The organism is Kitasatospora sp. NPDC054939, from assembly GCF_053610105.1.
Map to the genome: position 1 here is coordinate 13,955 of NZ_JBSGXP010000105.1, position 16,494 is coordinate 30,448.

General features: G+C 73.6%; 12 protein-coding genes and 1 pseudogene. 4 read left to right on the top strand and 9 right to left on the bottom strand.

Annotation, left to right across the window (positions count from 1 at the left end; all coding sequences use genetic code 11):
* Nucleotides 1-19 precede the first annotated feature (19 nt).
* Nucleotides 20-955, top strand: a pseudogene (locus ACWGB8_RS26250) (AraC family transcriptional regulator); the annotation flags it as partial.
* A 70-nt stretch (nucleotides 956-1,025) separates the two neighbouring features.
* Here ACWGB8_RS26250 and ACWGB8_RS26255 read toward each other — a convergent pair.
* Nucleotides 1,026-2,585, bottom strand: coding sequence for an MFS transporter (locus ACWGB8_RS26255; RefSeq protein WP_452216057.1), 1,560 nt, complete (start codon nucleotides 2,583-2,585; stop codon nucleotides 1,026-1,028).
* A gap of 135 nt (nucleotides 2,586-2,720) precedes the next feature.
* On the opposite strand from ACWGB8_RS26255, the gene ACWGB8_RS26260 reads away from it, so the two are divergent.
* Nucleotides 2,721-3,446, top strand: coding sequence for a TetR/AcrR family transcriptional regulator (locus ACWGB8_RS26260; RefSeq protein WP_452216058.1), 726 nt, complete (start codon nucleotides 2,721-2,723; stop codon nucleotides 3,444-3,446).
* Between the two features lie 158 nt (nucleotides 3,447-3,604).
* Here the strand turns inward: ACWGB8_RS26260 and ACWGB8_RS26265 are convergent, their stop codons facing one another.
* A complete protein-coding gene (locus tag ACWGB8_RS26265) occupies nucleotides 3,605-4,579 on the bottom strand; it encodes a cytochrome c oxidase assembly protein (RefSeq protein ID WP_452216059.1) in 975 nt (324 codons plus the stop codon).
* A gap of 328 nt (nucleotides 4,580-4,907) precedes the next feature.
* A complete protein-coding gene (locus tag ACWGB8_RS26270; protein ID WP_452216060.1) occupies nucleotides 4,908-5,906 on the bottom strand; it encodes a 2-hydroxyacid dehydrogenase in 999 nt (332 codons plus the stop codon).
* Nucleotides 5,907-6,435: 529 nt separating this feature from the next.
* Between ACWGB8_RS26270 and melC1 the strand changes: the two genes are divergently transcribed.
* The gene (gene melC1 / locus ACWGB8_RS26275) at nucleotides 6,436-6,870 is read left to right on the top strand and encodes an apotyrosinase chaperone MelC1 (RefSeq protein ID WP_452216061.1); all 435 of its coding nucleotides are present in this window, start codon (nucleotides 6,436-6,438) and stop codon (nucleotides 6,868-6,870) included.
* A 169-nt stretch (nucleotides 6,871-7,039) separates the two neighbouring features.
* Nucleotides 7,040-7,867 carry a tyrosinase MelC2 gene (gene melC2, locus ACWGB8_RS26280; protein WP_452216062.1) on the top strand — a complete coding sequence of 276 codons (828 nt, stop codon included), beginning with the start codon at nucleotides 7,040-7,042 and terminating at the stop codon, nucleotides 7,865-7,867.
* Between the two features lie 56 nt (nucleotides 7,868-7,923).
* On the opposite strand, the gene ACWGB8_RS26285 is transcribed toward melC2, so the two are convergent.
* The 6 genes from ACWGB8_RS26285 to ACWGB8_RS26310 all read right to left on the bottom strand — a co-directional run bounded on the left by ACWGB8_RS26285 (nucleotide 7,924) and on the right by ACWGB8_RS26310 (nucleotide 16,269).
* Nucleotides 7,924-8,949, bottom strand: a complete 1,026-nt coding sequence (locus tag ACWGB8_RS26285) for a 6-phosphofructokinase (RefSeq protein ID WP_452216063.1) — start codon at nucleotides 8,947-8,949, stop codon at nucleotides 7,924-7,926.
* Nucleotides 8,950-9,309: 360 nt separating this feature from the next.
* Nucleotides 9,310-10,038, bottom strand: a complete 729-nt coding sequence (locus ACWGB8_RS26290) for a type 1 glutamine amidotransferase (protein WP_452216064.1) — start codon at nucleotides 10,036-10,038, stop codon at nucleotides 9,310-9,312.
* A 37-nt stretch (nucleotides 10,039-10,075) separates the two neighbouring features.
* Nucleotides 10,076-11,338 carry a MurT ligase domain-containing protein gene (locus ACWGB8_RS26295; protein ID WP_452216065.1) on the bottom strand — a complete coding sequence of 421 codons (1,263 nt, stop codon included), beginning with the start codon at nucleotides 11,336-11,338 and terminating at the stop codon, nucleotides 10,076-10,078.
* 501 nt (nucleotides 11,339-11,839) lie between these two features.
* Nucleotides 11,840-13,264, bottom strand: coding sequence for a GNAT family N-acetyltransferase (locus tag ACWGB8_RS26300; RefSeq protein WP_452216066.1), 1,425 nt, complete (start codon nucleotides 13,262-13,264; stop codon nucleotides 11,840-11,842).
* A 231-nt stretch (nucleotides 13,265-13,495) separates the two neighbouring features.
* Nucleotides 13,496-14,995, bottom strand: a complete 1,500-nt coding sequence (locus ACWGB8_RS26305) for a pyridoxal phosphate-dependent decarboxylase family protein (RefSeq protein ID WP_452216067.1) — start codon at nucleotides 14,993-14,995, stop codon at nucleotides 13,496-13,498.
* Nucleotides 14,996-15,138: 143 nt separating this feature from the next.
* Entirely contained in the window at nucleotides 15,139-16,269 is a 1,131-nt protein-coding gene (locus ACWGB8_RS26310; protein ID WP_452216068.1) for a hypothetical protein, read from the bottom strand.
* Between the last annotated feature and the right edge of the window lie 225 nt (nucleotides 16,270-16,494).

A 16,494-nucleotide genomic window follows, 5' to 3' on the forward strand; every position in this document is an offset into this window, starting at 1 on the left:
ACCGGTACGGTGGCGAGCCATGGACGTGCTCAGCGACGTGGTGTCCGCCCTGCGGACCGGCGAGCCCCGCGCCGCCCGGACCGAGTGGTACGCGCCCTGGGGCCGGCGCTTCCTCCCGGCTCCCGGCGGCGGCGGGTTCACGGTGGTCCTGCAGGGTGCGTGCTGGCTGCTGCGGGACGGCAGTGACCCGCTGGCACTCGGCGCCGGCGATGTGCTCTACCTGTCGCGCGGCGACGGCTACGCCCTGGCCGACCACCCCGCGAGCCCACTCGCCGCGGCCTCCTGCGAGCCGAGGGCCGACAGCGGCCACGAGCAGCGCTACGCCGCCCCCGGGGCGGGCCTGCCCCGGTCGGACGGACGGCTCCCGACGACCGTCACCCTGTGCGGCGCCTACCAGTTGGATGGCGCCCGGGCCCACCCGCTGCTCCGGGACCTGCCGGACGTCCTCCGCCTTCCCGACCGGCCGGGGCAGCACGCCGCCGGTATCCGGTCCGTCGTCGACCTGCTCGCGGCCGAGCTGGCCGGCCCCGGGCTCGGCGTCGACCTCCTCGTACCGGCACTGCTGGACACCCTTCTGCTGCTCGTCCTCCGGGAGTGGTTCGAGACCCGGGGTGCCGAGGACGGCGCCGACGGGTGGGCCGCGGCGCTCACCGACCCGGCGGTCGGTGCGGCCCTGCTGGCCCTCCACCGGGCACCGGCCCGGGCCTGGACGGTGGCCGGCCTGGCCGCCGGGGCCGGCCTCTCCCGTGCCGCCTTCGCCCGGCGCTTCACCACCCTGGTCGGGCGACCGCCGCTGGCGTACCTGACCTGGTGGCGGATGGTGCTGGCGGCCGGCTGGCTCCGTGACTCGGACCTGCCGCTCGGCGCGGTGGCGGTCCGGGTCGGGTACGGCTCGGAGTCGGCGCTCACCGCCGCCTTCAAGCGCGAGTACGGGGTGCCGCCCGGGCGGTACCGGGACGACCGGGAGGCCCGCGGACCCCGGCGGGCCGAGGACCCGCCGGGTGCGCCGGTCGCGACGGGCGGGCTCAGTGGCCCTCCTCCTCCGGGCGGGCCCGGCGCGGCAGCAGGAAGGCGACCGCGAACGCGAGGGCCAGGGCCGCAGCGGTGAGCCCGAGGGTCCAGCCTGCGGCCGACCGCGCCCCGTCGGACGCCGCCCACCCGAAGTAGGCCGTGCCGAGCACCGCGACCCCGATCGAACCGCCCAACTGCTGCACCGCGTTGAGGACGCCGGAGGCGGAGCCGCTCTCGGACTCCTCCACCCCGGCGAGGGCTATGTCGAAGAACGGGGCCATGATCAGGCCGAGCCCGAAGCCGGTGACGACCAGGGCGGGGATCAGCACCCAACTGCTCAGGCCGGACGACCAGTGCGCGATGCTCGCCCAGAGGCCGAGCGTTCCGAGGGCGGCCACGACCATCCCCGCCTGCAGCACGCTGCGCCCGTACCTGCGGCCCAGGACGGCGCCGGAGAGCACGGCGCCGATGACGATGCCGATCGAGAACGGGATCAGCGTCAGCCCGGAGTGCAGCGGGCTCCAGCCGAGGCCGAGCTGGAGGTAGAGGGTGAAGGTCAGCATCAGGCCGGACATCGCGGCGAAGAAGACCACCCCGGTGGCGAGCGCCGAGGTGAAGGCGCGTCGGCCGAGGATCGAGGGCTCGATCAGCGGGGTGCCGCCGCGGTGCAGCACCAGCCGCTGGTGCCGGGTGAACAGCCAGAGCACCGGCGGCGAGCAGGCCATGGCGAGGTACGTCCAGAGCGGCCAGCCGAGTTCGCGGCCCTGCACCAGCGGGTGGACCAGCAGCAGGACGGCGGCGCTGAGCAGCAGGACCCCGACCGGGTCGAGGCGGCCGGCCCCGGCCGCCCGGGCGGTGCGGTCGGTGGGCAGGAGGCGGCTCGCCGCGACGACGGTGGCGATCCCGACCGGGACGTTGATCAGGAAGATCATGCGCCAGCCGGTGCCGAACCAGTCGGCGTCGGTGAGGTAGCCGCCGAGCGTCGGGCCGAGCACCGAGGAGAGGCCGAGGACCGGGCCGAAGAGACCGAAGGCCGCGCCCACCTCCTTCGGCGGGAACATGGCCTTGATCAGGCCGAGGCCCTGCGGGATCAGCAGCGCGCCGAACAGGCCCTGAAGCGTACGCGCGCCGATCAGCAGGCCGGGGCCGGTGGCGGTGGCGCAGAGCACCGAGGCGGCCGTGAAGCCCGCGGCCCCGGTGATGAACAGCCGCTTGCGGCCGAGCAGGTCGCCGAGCCGGGCGCCGGTGATCAGCAGGACGGCGAAGGCGAGCGTGTAGGCGGCGGAGATCCACTGGATCTGCGACTCGCTCCCGCCCAGCTCGCGCTGGATCACGGGGGAGGCGACGCCGACGATCGTCGCGTCCAGGAGGTCCATGACCTCGGCGGCGAGGATCACGCCCAGGGCGAGCCAGCGGTAGCGGTAGCCGCGGGCCGTGGCGTCCGCGGCTCCACCAGCGGCGGACGCAGCCGCGGGCCCGGAGGACCGGGATCCGGGAGCCGGGGGCGCGGGCGGCCGGGATCCGGGAGTCGGGGAGGTGGTGGGCGGCGGAGGCGGTGCGGTCGGGTGCGTCATGAGGTCCCCCTCGGGAAGGTGAACGCCGTTCGAGTGAACGAACGCTGTTTTTCTCGACGAACAGTGTTCTGTCATGGAACGCTGTTCGTGTCAAGCGGTAATGTGGCAGTGTCGCCGAGACCCGAGGAGTCCCCCATGACCCATGCAGCCCCGCGCCCGAGCTGGCCGGGCCCCTGGAAGGAAGTGGGGCCGTCCGCGCCCAAACGGCGCCCGCTGACGCGCGACCGGATCGTCGAGGCGGCGCTGATGATCGTCGACACCGAGGGCCTGGACGCGCTGAGCATGCGCCGGGTGGGCCAGGAGCTGGGCACCGGCGCGGCCAGCCTGTACGCCCATGTCAGCAACAAGGAGGAGCTGATCGAGCAGGTCCTCGACGTGGTCTACGGCGAGATCGAACTGGAGGAGCCCGACCCGACCGCATGGGAGGAGCAGATCAAACGGATACTGCGCCGCGCCCGGTCCGTCATCGGCGGCCACGGCGACATCGCCAGGGCCGCCATGGAGTCCAACGTGCCCGTCACGCCCAACGCGCTGGACTCGGCCGAGTGCATGCTCGCCGTCCTGCGGGCCGGCGGCCTGGACGACCAGACGGCCGCGTACGGGGTGGACCTGCTCTCGCTCTACGTCACGGCGACGACCGTCGAGGAGAGCTCCCGGCGCGGCGTCTCGGAGGAGCAGTCGCAGACGTACACCGAGGGGGTCCGGGCCTTCTTCGAGAGCATTCCGGCGGACCGCTACCCGGTGTTCAGCAGCATGGCGGGCGCGCTCACCCGCAGCGTGGGTGACGAGCGGTTCGAGTTCGGCCTGGACATCCTGGTGGCCGGCCTCGCCCGCCAGGCCGGGGCGGAACAGCGAGCCTGAGCGCGGCCGGACGGATCCGCGCGCCCGGACGGATCGGCGCGGGCCGGCGGGCCGGGCGGCCCCGGTGGAGGCAGTGGGAACGGCGGAACCCCCGCCCTGAGGGGGACGGGGGTTCCGTGAGCGACGAACCGGGGGTGCCCGGGGGAGAGGAGGTGCGGTCAGCCGGCGTCGGCTGCCGGAGCCGGCCGCTGGCTGCGCTTGTCGAGCGAGGCCAGGTAGGCGTTGTACGCGGCCAGCTCGGCGTCACCGCTGCGGTCCTCGGCGCGGTCGCGGCGGCGGGCCTGGCGCTGCTCGGAGCCCATCCACTGGTACACCAGGGCGATCAGCACGATCGCGGTCGGGATCTCGCCGAACGCCCAGGTGATCCCGCCGGCGACCTTCTGGTCCGCCAGCAGGTCGGTACCGGGGGGTGCGCCCTCCTGGGTGAAGGTCGTGACCAGCGGGCTGCCGGCCATCATGACGGCCACGCCGAAGAAGGCGTGGAACGGCATCCCCATGAACAGCTCGATGATCCGCATGACGTGGCCGGGCCGGTGCGGGCCCGGGTCGACGCCCATGATCGGCCAGAAGAACGCCAGACCGGTGGCGAGGAAGTGGACCATCATGAAGATGTGCCCGAGGCGGTACGCCATCAGGAAGTCGAACAGGGGGGTGAAGTAGACGCCGTACAGGCTCGCGATGAACAGCGGGATGGTGAACGCCGGGTGCGAGATCACCCGCACGTAGGTGCTGTGCAGCAGCGCCACGAGCAGCTCGCGCGGTCCGCGCGGACGGCCCTTGCCGGTCGGGCGCAGCGCGCGCAGTGCCAGGGTGATCGGGGCGCCGAGAAGCAGCAGGATCGGCGACAGCATCGACAGCACCATGTGCTGCATCATGTGCGCGCTGAACAGCACCATGCCGTAGTCGTTGAGCCCGGTGCAGGTGACCAGGATCACCGAGCCGGTGCCCGCGGCCCAGGCGACGGTGCGGCCGATCGGCCAGCGGTCCCCGCGCCGGTGCAGCCGGACGGCCCCCGCCACGTACAGGCCGAGCGCGACCAGGCTGCCGATCAGGAACACCCAGTCCGGCGACCAGGTCCACACCGAGGAGAAGGAGAACGGGCCCAGCTGTGTCATCCCACCGTGGTGGTGCATCCCTGACATTCCGTCGCCCATCGGCGGGTCCTGCTTTCCATCCGCGCGGCCCCTGACCGGGCCCGGTTCGTCCGTTTTGCTTGGACCTACAGACTAGGCGGGCCTTAACCGGGCCCCTCGGGCGCCCCCTCCCGGCCCGCCCGTACGTCGTCGAACGGATGTGCACCGGCGGACGGGGACGCGCAGTGGGCCGCGAACCGGCAGGCGCGGACCGGCGGACGTGCTGATCGGGCGCACCCTGGAGCCGGGGCGGAGCCGAGGCCGGGCCGGGGCGCGGCAGGAGCGGGGACGGACAGGTCCGAGCCGGGCAGGTCCGAGCTGGGCCGGTTCACGCGGGTCGCGGGACGAGGGTGTTCTCGCTGGTGCGGCCGGCGGCGAAGTCGTCGACGTTGCGGACGGTGGCCTCGATGATCTGGCCGACCGCGGTGGCGGTGAAGTACGCCTGGTGGGAGGTGACCAGTACCTGGGGGAAGGTGACCAGGCGCGCGAGGACGTCGTCGGTGACGCCGCGGATGGAGCGGTCGGTGAAGAAGACGCCGGTCTCCTCCTCGTACACGTCCAGGCCGACGCCCGAGAGCCGGCCCGTGCGGAGGGTCTCGACCAGGGCGGCGCTGTCGACGAGTCCGCCCCGGCTGGAGTTGATCAGGATGGCGTCGTCCTTCATCAGGGCGAGCGCCGCGGCGTCGATCAGGTGGTGGGTGGCGGGTACGAGCGGTACGTGGAGGCTGACGAGGTCCGAGGCGGCGAGGAGCTCGTCCCGGTCGACGTACTCCATGCCGAGGTCGAGGCAGGCCGGGTTGGGTGCGATGTCCCAGCCGAGCAGCCGGGTGCCGAAGCCCTGGGCGATCCGGGCGAAGCACTCGCCGATCTTGCCGGTGCCGAGGACGCCGACGGTCATGCCGTGGATGTCGCGGCCGAGCAGCCCGTCCAGGCGGAAGTCGAACTCGCGGGTGCGGTTGGCCGCGCGGTTGAGCCGGCGGTTGAGGGCGAGGGCGAGCGTCCAGGCGTGCTCGGCGACGGAGTACGGGCTGTAGTGGGAGACCCGGGCCACGGTGAGGCCGAGTTCGGCGGCGGCCTCCAGGTCGATGTTGTTGAAGCCGGTGGAGCGCTGGGCGATCAGCTTGGTGCCGCCCTCGGCGAGCAGGGTGAGCGTCTCGGTGTCGAGCACCGCGTTGACGCTGCTGCTGACGGCGGTGTAGCCGGCGGCGAGCGGTGCGGTGTCGCGGTTGAGGAAGACGTCCAGGCAGCGGAGCTCGTGCCGGCCGGTGACGGCCTTCTCCAGCAGCGGGCGTTCGTCGGCCTGCACCCCGTACGCGAGGATCTCCATCGGCTGGTCCCTTCGGTCGTGGTCGAGTCGGTGCTCCGGTCGTTCCGGTGGTGCGCGCCGTGCCGCCCGTCGCACGGGGGAGCATCGCGCCGGCAGCGGCCGCGCGGGCCGAACCGGTCCGCGTCGGGCCCGCACGCGTCGCGCCACTGCGCTTCCGGCCACGCTAGTGGCCGGGATCACCTGCCGCATCGCGCCATCCTGGCGATTCGGGCGGGGAGGGCACATGGGGAGCTCAGGGGGAGGATCTTCGGCGGGCTGTGTACGTAACGTGAAGATCCCTGCGCTTCTGATGATCACTCAGTAAGGACGCCGCAGATCCTTCTGTCCGACTATCGGACATCGTCGTCTCGGTTTGGCTGGATCGAAGCCCAACCAAGGCCACCCCCGCCGATCGGCTGTTCCGCAGGCATAGACGCCCTGAAAGCATCGAAATATCGAGAGCGATCATGAATTCGCCTCGGATTAACGTTCCTGCAAGCGTTCATGAACGACGCCCCAACTCTCCGCGGGCGTCCAAGGGGGTATCACCATGTCCGAACTCACCCATGCCTCGGAGCTGACGCGCCGACGGATGCTCCAGGGGGCCGCCGTCGCGCTCACCGCCGCGGCCGGCACCGTCGTGCTCGGCGTCGCCGGGCCGACCGGGAAGTCGGCCACCGCCGCCGATCCGGGAGCCTCCGACACCTTCGACGAGGTCTTCCGGGGCCGCCGGATCCAGGGCCGCCCGGTCGGCGCCGACGAGCCGGGCGCCGGCGGCCACCACCACGGCACCACCGGTAGCGGCGGGGGCACCGGCTACCAGGTGCGGATCGACGGCGAGGAACTGCACATGATGCGCAACGCCGACGGCACCTGGATCAGCGTCGTCAACCACTACCAGACCTACCCGACGCCCCGCGCGCTCGCCCGCGCGGCCGTCAACGAGCTCCAGGGGGCGGAGCTCGTCCCGATCACCACCGCCTGACCTCGGGTCCGGCCCCGCACCACCCGCGCCACGCGCCACGCGCCACCCGCGTACCGCGCCACCTCGCGCACATCACCGCGCACCGCGCCACCGCGCGCGCCGCACCACCCGTGCCCCGCACCACCACGCACACACCACCGCGACCACCATCACCACCGAGGGGGGACTCATGGCAGTCCGCAAGAACCAGGCGACCCTGACGGCCCAGGAGAAGCGCGCCTTCGTCAACGCCGTGCTCGCGCTCAAGCGCAACGGCGGCTACGACTCCTTCGTCAGCACCCACAACACGTTCATCATCAGCGACACCGACAACGGCGAGCGGGTCGGTCACCGTTCGCCGTCCTTCCTGCCCTGGCACCGCAAGTTCCTGCTCCAGTTCGAGCAGGCGCTCCAGGCGATCGACCCGACCGTGAACCTCCCGTACTGGGACTGGACGGCCGACCGCTCGGCCAGTGCCACCATCTGGGGCGCGGACTTCATGGGCGGCAACGGCCGCAGCAGCGACGGCCAGGTCACCACCGGCCCGTTCGCCTACTCCTCCGGCAACTGGACGCTGACGGTGCGCCCGGACAGCCGCCAGTACCTGCGCCGCTCCCTGGGCACGTCGGTGGCCCAGCTGCCGAGCCGATCCGACGCCGACGGCGTGCTGGCGATCACCACCTACGACGCCGCGCCGTGGAACAGCTCCTCGGACGGCTTCCGCAACAACCTGGAGGGCTGGCGCGGCGCCAACCTGCACAACCGGGTGCACGTCTGGGTCGGCGGCCACATGATGACCGGGATGTCGCCCAACGATCCGGTGTTCTGGCTGCACCACTGTTTCATCGACAAGCTCTGGTCGGAGTGGCAGAAGCGCCACCCCTCGTCCGGCTACCTGCCCACCGCGGGCACCGCCAACGTGGTCGACCTGAACGAGACCATGAAGCCGTGGAACAACGTCACCCCGGCCGACCTCCTCGACCACAGCGCCCAGTACACCTACGACACCGGCTTCTGAGGAGCACGGCCGAACACGCCGGGAGCACCGCCGAACACGCCGACGGCGGGCGGCGGTCAGAGGACCGTCTCGGCCTCCAGGTAGCGGTCCTGCGGCACGGTCTTCAGCTCGGCGACCGCGTCGGCCAGCGGCACCAGGTTGATGTTGGTGCCCTGCAGCGCGGTGATGTGGCCGAAGGCGCCCTTGTGGACGGCCTCGACGGCGTGCCAGCCGAAGCGGGTGGCCAGCACCCGGTCGTACGCGGTCGGGGTGCCGCCGCGCTGGGTGTGGCCGAGGATCACCGGGCGGGCCTCCTTGCCGAGCCGGTGCTCCAGCTCGCGGGAGAGCTGGGTGGCGATGCCGGTGAAGCGCTCGTGGCCGTAGATGTCCTTGGTGCCCTCCTCCCAGTGCATGGTGCCGGGCTCGGGCTTGGCGCCCTCGGCGCACACCACGATCGCGAACTTCTTCTGCCGGTCGAAGCGCTCGCGGACGACGGCGGTGAGCTTGTCGATGTGGAACGGCCGCTCGGGGACGACGATGGCGTGCGCGCCGGCCGCCATGCCCGCGTTGAGCGCGATCCAGCCGGTGTGCCGGCCCATGACCTCGACGACCATGACCCGCTGGTGCGACTCGGCGGTGGTCTTCAGCCGGTCCAGGGCCTCGGTGGCGACCGAGACGGCGGTGTCGAAGCCGAAGGTCACGTCGGTGGCGGCGATGTCGTTGTCGATGGTCTTCGGCACGCCGACGATCGGCAGGCCCGCGTCGCTCATCAGCTTGGCGGCCTTCAGGGTGCCCTCGCCGCCGATCGGGATGACCGCGTCCAGGCCGAGGTCGGCGCAGTAGCGCTTGGCGCGCTCGACGCCGTCCCGCAGGTGGCTCGGCTGGACCCGCGAGGAGCCGAGGATGGTGCCGCCCTGGGCGAGGATGCCGCTCACCGAGTCCAGGGTCAGGGGGCGGTGCACGCCCTCCAGGAAACCGCGCCAGCCGTCCTCGAACCCGATGATCTCGTCGCCGTGGTCGACCACCCCCCGGTGGACCACGGAGCGGATCACCGCGTTCAGGCCGGGGCAGTCACCGCCGCTGGTCAGCACTCCAATACGCATTGCTTTGCAACTCCCGAGCAGAACCGAGGATCGGCCGGACTACCAGGCTGTGACGACACCGCACCGTAGCGGCCCGCCGCCGCGCCGAGGTGGCGGGCAGATGGCCGCGGGGTGAAGGGACCGGCCGCGGGAGGGGCCCAGAGGGCGGGGCACCCGAGACAGGCCGTGCAGTCGAGGATACGGCTCCTGCGTCCGGCCGGGCAGGAGCCGACGCGGGAGCGGCGCCGTCGGCGCCCCCGCGCGGAAGTGCAGCCTGCTGCCGAGGAGGGTGTGCAGCCGGCAGCCCCATTGTCGTACGTCTTCGCCGTTCCGCGGACCGGGTGCCCGCATGGCGGGCACCCGGCGGCGGGCGGCGGCGACCTACGCGGGGCGCGAAGTTGCCGCGATGCGTTCGGCGCGCAGCGCGTCGTACCAGGTGGTGTCGGCCGGCGGCAGGGCGTTGACGTCCAGCGCCAGCTTGAGGAGCATGTCCGCGACCGCGGGGTTGCGGGCCATGACGGGGCCGTGCAGGTAGGTGCCGAAGACGGTGTCGCGGAAGGCGCCCTCGGTGCCGTCGCCGGTGCCGTTGCCCCGGCCGACGGCGACCCGGGCCAGCGGCTTGACGCCCTGGCCGAGGTGGGTGACGCCCTGGTGGTTCTCGAACCCGGTCAGCTGCGGCAGGCCGAGCTGCGGGTCGACGTCGGCGAGCACGTCGCCGACGCAGCGGGCGCCCTCGCCGCGGGTGGTCCAGACGTCCAGCAGGCCGAGGCCGGGCTCCCGCTCGCCGAGGTCGTTGACGAACTCGTGGCCGAGGATCTGGTAGCCGGCGCAGACCGCGAAGATGATCGCGCCGTTCTCGGCGGCCCGGACCAGGCCGGTGTCGGCGCGCAGCCGCTCGGCGGCGAGCCGCTGCGGGCGGTCCTCGCCGCCGCCGATCAGGTAGATGTCGCCGCTGGTGGGCACCGCCTGGTCGGAGCGGACGTCGATCCGGGTCACGCCCAGGCCGCGCTGGCGGGCCCGGCGCTCCACGACCAGGGCGTTGCCCCGGTCGCCGTAGGTGCTGAGCAGGTCCGGGTAGACCCAGACCACGCGCAGGCTGCTCTCACTCATCCCTCAAGGCCTTCCGTCACGATGTGCTCGGCCGGCATCAGCCGGCCACGACCTTCCGCAGCTGCTGGAAGGCGGTGTAGTTGGCGATCGCCTCGATCCGGCCGGGCGGGGCCATCCGGACGGCCTGCTCCAACGAGTCCACCACGTGGAACTGCAGTCCGGCGACCTCCAGGCGGACGGCCAGGTCCAGCTTGCGCTGGCCCATCACGAACACCGGGTGCCCGGCGAGGCGCTCGTAGTCGACGTCCCACAGCCAGGAGGTGTCGGTGCCGTCGGCGTCGAGCGCGTTGACGGAGAGGATGACCGGGGCGGGCGGGCCGTCGATCAGCGAGAAGGTCTCCAGCCAGCCGGCCGGGTTCTTCGCGAGCAGCAGCCTTATGTCGCGGCCCTGGTACTGGACCACGTCGTAGCGGCCGGCGACCGCGGTGACGGACTGCATCCGCTCCAGCGCGACCTGCGGGGCCACCCCGAAGACCGCGGCGACCGCGGCGGAGCTGGTGGCGTTGGCCAGGTTGGCGCGGCCGGGCAGCTGCAGCTGGATCGGCCAGGCGCCGCGCTGCGGGTCGATCACGTGGGTGCCCTGGAGCGCCCAGTGCGGGTTGGGGCGGCGGAAGCCGCACTCCTGGCAGAACCAGTCCTCGCCGGGCCGCTGCATCACGCCGCCGCAGGCGGGGCAGGACCAGGCGTCCTCCTTCCACGCCTGCCCGGCGGCCACCCAGACCACCTTCTTGCAGGACGAGGCGGCCCAGGTCACCAGCGGGTCGTCGGCGTTGGCGACGACCACGGCCTCGGTGTCCTTGAGCCCCTCGCGCCACTTCTCGGCCATCATCCGGGTCTCGGCGGCGCGGTCCAGCTGGTCGCGGGAGAGGTTGAGCAGGGCGATCGCCTTGGGGCGGGTGTCGCGGGCGACCCCGGCCAGGTACTTCTCGTCGACCTCGATGACACCGAAGCGGGCGTCGCTGCCGCCGGCCAGGGCCGAGGTGATGCCGGCCGGCATGTTGGCGCCCAGCGCGTTGGAGACCACCGGGCCGGCGGCGCGCAGCGCCTCGGCGATCAGGCGGGTGGTGGTGGTCTTGCCGTTCGTGGCGCTGACCAGCACGACGTCCAGGTGGTCGGCGAGGGTGGCGAGCAGATCGGGGTCGAGCTTGAGGGCGATCTTGCCGCCGATCACCGAGCCGCTTCCCCGGCCGGCCTTCTGGGAGAGGGCCGCGGCCACCCGGCCCGCGGTGACCGCGATCTTGGCGCGGGCGGGCAGCGAGGCGTCGCGTGCGCCTGTGGGCTCCGTTTCGGTGCCTGCCATGCTCAGTGATTCCTCCTTGCTGCGGCACCACCCGGGGCCGGATAACAGGCCGTCGGGCGGCGGGGACGGGGCCAGCCTACCGACTCCGCCGCCCGGCTCGGTGCTCCGGACCCCGTGCGGCCTGCTCCGACGCCGGGAACCGGCCCGTTGCGGGGGTCCTGACCCGGGGTCAGTCCGGGCGGTGCACGGACGGGCCGCCCGCAGCCGGGGACGCCCCCCGGCGGCGGGCGGTTCCCGGGCCCCGCACGGGCCCGCGGCGGGGACCGGGCGGGGCCCCGCCTTGCGCCGCCGGGGCGCTGCTCGACGGTGCCGGGGCGCCGGCCGCGAACGGCCGGGGCCCCGGGTACGCCCGTGCTACCGCCCCGGCCGCTGCCGCCCGTACTACCGCCCCGGCCGCGTACCGTCCGTGCTGCCGCCCGTACTACCGCCCCGGCCGCGTACCGTCCGTGCTGCCGCCCGTACTACCGCCCCGGCCGCGTACCGTCCGTGCTGCCGTCCGTGCTACCGCCCCGGCCGGGTCTGCCAGGGCACCGGCAGCTCCTCGGCCGCCTCCGCCAGATGCGCGGTGATCACCAGGGTGCCCTCCTCGACCTGGTAGTCCAGCGGCGCGGCCAGCTTGCGCATGGTCGCGATCAGCCCGCTGTTGGACGACTGCGTGATCGCGTACACCGTCTCCACCCCGGCCTCAAGAGCCAGCGCGGACATCCGGCGCATCAGGTCGAGGCCCAGCCCGCGCCGCTGCCAGGCGTCCTCGACCAGCACGGCGACCTCCGCGCCGTCGTCGTCCCACATCAGGTGCCCCAGGGCGACCAGCCGCCCGTCCGCGGCCTCGACCGCCAGGGTCTGCCCGTGCCGGGCGTCCAGCAGGTGGTCGAGGTAGCGGTCGGCGTCCCGGACCGGGCCGTGGTAGCGCTTGCGAAGGGTGTCCGGCGAGCAGCGGCCGTGCATGGCCAGCGCCGCCGCCTTGTCGCCCGCATCGGCCCGCCGCACGGTCAGCGAGGTCCCGGCGGGCAGCGTCAGCCGCGAGCGGACGTCCGGCACCCGGGGCCCGAGCAGGGTGTCCAGCTCGACCAGGGCCTGCGCCCGGGCGAACTCGGTCGGCGTGAACGGCAGGTGCGGGCGGGTGAGCTCGATCAGGTCCCCGGACGGGGCGGGCAGCCGCATCACGTGGCCGTCCACGCCGGCCGCCGCCGCCCGCGCCCCGCCGCCGGGGAACTGGCGGATCGTGCACTGCCCGAACAGCCCCCGCAGCGCGATCGGCAGCTCGGCGGCGTCCAGCGCCGTCCGGGTCGCCAGCGCCAGGACGTGCGTCGGCACGTCCACCAGGTCGTGGGTGTCCGCCGGGTCGGTCCAGATGTCGTGCCCACCCGCCGACGCGATCAGGGCCGCCAGCCGGTCCCGGGTGAGCGACTTCGGGGCGCGCACGAAGAACTCGTCGACGGTGCCCTCCGGCAGCGGGTGGGACTGCATCGAGACGATGTTCACCCGCCGTTCGGCGAAGGCCGTGCACACCCGTGCCAGGCTGCCCGGGGAGTCCTCCACCGTGGTGCGCACCCGCCAGAGCACGGTCTCCTCGAAGTCGTCCAGCGGACCGCGCAGCGGTTCGGCGCCGACCGCGACCGGACCGGGGGGCCCGGCGGCCGGAACCGGATCCGGCGGCCCGTGGAGCTGGTGCCGCTCCGCCCACCAGGCGTGGAACAGCGCCGTGGCGAGCAGGGCGGTGGCCGAGGCGGCCAGCACCAGTGGGCCGCTCGGACCGTGCACCACGATCTTGGCGACCAGGTCGGCGGCGGTCACCGAGAGGAAGATGGCGGCGAGTTCGACGGTGGTGCGGCGCCAGTGCCGGGCTCTGCCGCCGCGCCGCTGGGCACGGGAGGGGGTCGGGGTCGTGGGGTGCTCGGTCGTCAGCTGCTCCAAGTGCTCCATGCCATCAATCTGCCGCTCGGGTGTTTCGTGATCACGAATCCCCCGTGACCTGTCGGTAAATGTCTCCGCGGACCGGTTAACGACGCGACCGACCGCCGGGCAACCCTCCCCGGCAGCCGCCGCGGGCGCCCCGACGCAGCTGCCCCGGCACCGCCGACACCCATCGCCCCGGGCACCCGGCACCGCCGGCACCCATCGCCCCGGGCACCCGGCGCAGCCGCACCGGTCCGCTCAGCGGGCGGCGAGCAGCTCCCCGGCCGCTGCCTTCACCTCGGCGACCAGCAGCTCCAGGTCCGCCTCCGTCGTCGCCGCGTTCAGCAGACAGGCCCGCAGCATCTCCCGCCCGCCCAGCTGCGCCCCGGTCACGAACACCCGGCCGCGCCGCTGCACCGCCGCCGGCAGCTCCCGGTTGAGGGCGTCCACCGCGGCGTCGTCCAGGCCCGCCGCCCGGTGGCGGAACGCGGTGATCGAGGTCTGTACCGGCGCCAGCAGCTCCAGCTCCGGATCCGCCGCGACCAGCTCCCCGAGCCGCCGGGCCAGCGCCGTGCAGCGGGCGACGTCGGTGGCGAGGCCGTCCCGGCCGCGGTGCGCGATCGTCGCCCAGACCTTCAGGGCGCGGAACGGGCGGGTCTGCTCCGTCCCGTACTCGGAGAACCAGCCCAGCTCGCCCGCCGCCTCGTCGCGCAGGTAGGACGGCACCAGGCTGAAGGTCGAGCGCAGCTCCGCCGTGTCCCGTACCAGGGCGCAGCCGCAGTCCACCGGCACGCCGAGCCACTTGTGCGGGTCCAGGGCGAGCGAGTCGGCCCGCTCCAGCCCGGCGTAGCGGTGCGCGATCTCCGGGTCCAGCACGCCGAAGGCCCCGTACGCGCCGTCCACGTGCAGCCACAGGCGCTGCTCGGCGCAGACGTCGGCGATCGGGTCGAACGCGTCCACCGCCCCGGTGCCGACCGTCCCCGCGGACGCCGCCACCAGGAACGGCAGCAGCCCCGCCGCCCGGTCCCGCTCCACCGCGGCCCGCAGCCCGGCCGGGTCCAGCAGGCCGCCCGGCGCGGTGGGGACGGTGCGCAGGTGCCGGCTGCCGAGGCCCAGCAGCTCGGCGGCCTTGCGCACACAGGAATGGGTCTCCCCGGTGGCGTACGCGACCAGCGGCGGCATGCCCGCCAGGCCGTCCTCGCGCACGTCCCAGCCGGCCAGCCGGGCGGCCCGGTTGCGGGCCGCGGCCAGGCAGACGATGGTCGCCATCGACGTGCCCGAGGTCAGCAGGCCGCCACCGGCCGGGTGCGGGAAGCCCACCAGCTCGGCGATCCAGCGGACCACCGCCCGCTCCAGGTGGACGTCGGCGTGGTCGCCGCCCGCCGAACTCGGGTTCATCGCGGCGGCGGCGAAGGAGGCGAGCACCCCAGCCGGCGCGGGCGCCGAGTTCACCCAGCCGAAGAAGCGCGGACTGCCGTTGCCCATCGGGTACGGCAGCACGTCGGCCGCGATCCCGGCCAGCAGCTCGTCGAGCGGGCGGCCGGTCGCGGGCAGCGGCGCCTCCAGCAGGGCCTTGCGGTGCCCGTCCGGCACCGGCTGCCAGACCGGTCGGTCGGCGAGCCCGGCGAGGTGGTCGGAGACCAGGTCGGCGGCGGCGTGCGCAGCCGCACGGAAATCGGTCACCCGGGGGGCGGCGTCGCGGGGGTCGGCGTCGTGCGGGGCGGCCCCACGGGGGGCGGCGTCGCGGAAATCGGTCACGGAGTGCTCCAGCGGGAGGGGATCGGCGCGGGATCGGCGCGGCGTCCTCGGCGCACCCGTTGCCGGAATCCTAGATCAGCCCCCGGAGACGGCGAAGGCCCGTCCGACGGACGGGCCCGGCCACTGCCCCGGCGCGGCGGGGATCAGTCCAGCGTGCTCGACAACCCGCTCGCGGAGCGGCAGTAGCCCTGCATCTCCTTGTCGGTGATCTTGGCGCAGAGCCGGCCCGCCGCACCGCCGTCCGTGTAGTTGACCGTGTAGTAGCTGACCAGGCCCTCCGCACAGGCCTTGCGCTGCCAGCCGTCCGCCGCGGTCGCGCACTGCTGCGCCGCCCAGTCCTCGCGGTCCAGGTTGTACTTCATGGTGCGCGAGCCGACCCCCCGGCTGCAGTCCACCGACCCGCCGCTCGCCTTCCCGTTGAGGCACCACTTCAGGGCCTCGCCGTACACCTCGGGATGGTTCGGGTAGTCGTGCGAGGAGAGGTAGAACGTCGGCGCGTAGAAGAAGCAGGCCGACTGGAACAGCGCCGGCTGGTCCTTGCACGGGTACAGCGGGTCCTGCGCAAGCTTGTCGACCGGCAGGTTCGCCTTGGCGTTCTCGTCCTCCTCGTCCGGGCCGAAGAGCTGCATGAACAGGCCCTCCGAGCAGCGGATCCGGTTCTGGTCCGACGGGAACTTCTTGCACAGCTCCCGGGCCTTCGCCACGTCCTGCTTCGCCACGAACATCGTGCCGTGCCCGACCCCGTGGATGCACGGCCCGGTGTTCGCCGGGGCGCACAGCTTCACCAGGTCCTGCTCCGGCTGCGTCGAGGCGTTCAGCATCTCCTCCACCGCGCCGTGCAGGTAGCCCGCCGCACAGGTCTCGTGCGGGAAGGAGATCACCTTCTGGAAGTCGGCGTTGAACCGCTTCACCGCCTGGTGCCCCAGCTCGTGCGCGATCGGGTGGCAGAACCGCACCGTGTACGGCAGCTGCTTGCTGATCCGGTCCAGCGAGGCGAGCGCCACCCCCGGGTCGGTCGCCTCCATCTCCGCCATCAGCTTGTTGCGCAGCGTCGACCGCGTCCACACCGCCGGATCCCCGGTCGGCGTCGCCTTGGCCGCCCCCGCCGGCGGCGCACCCGCCGTCCCGCCCGCCGCCGGACTCCCGGCACCGCCCCCGGGCACCGCCGGGGACGCCGCCACCGGGTCGGGCACCCAGTCGGTGACGGCCACCGACCCCAGCCCCAGGACCCCCAGCAACAGGGCGGTGAGAATCGCGAACACTCGCGGCTGCATGACGGAGATCCCCCGGAGGATCGAGACGGACGGTTCGCTCCCCATCCTGACGGCACCGCGGAGCGATTCGGTGTTATCGACCGCCATTCGGGCGGTGTCGGCGACGCTACCGCACCTCCCGCCCGGTCAACGACGCGGGATGGCCCACCGTCACCGCCCGTACGGCGCAGGCTCCGGACCGCGTACCGCTGCGCCGCCCGGGCGAGCGGTCGGTCGGTCGTTCGG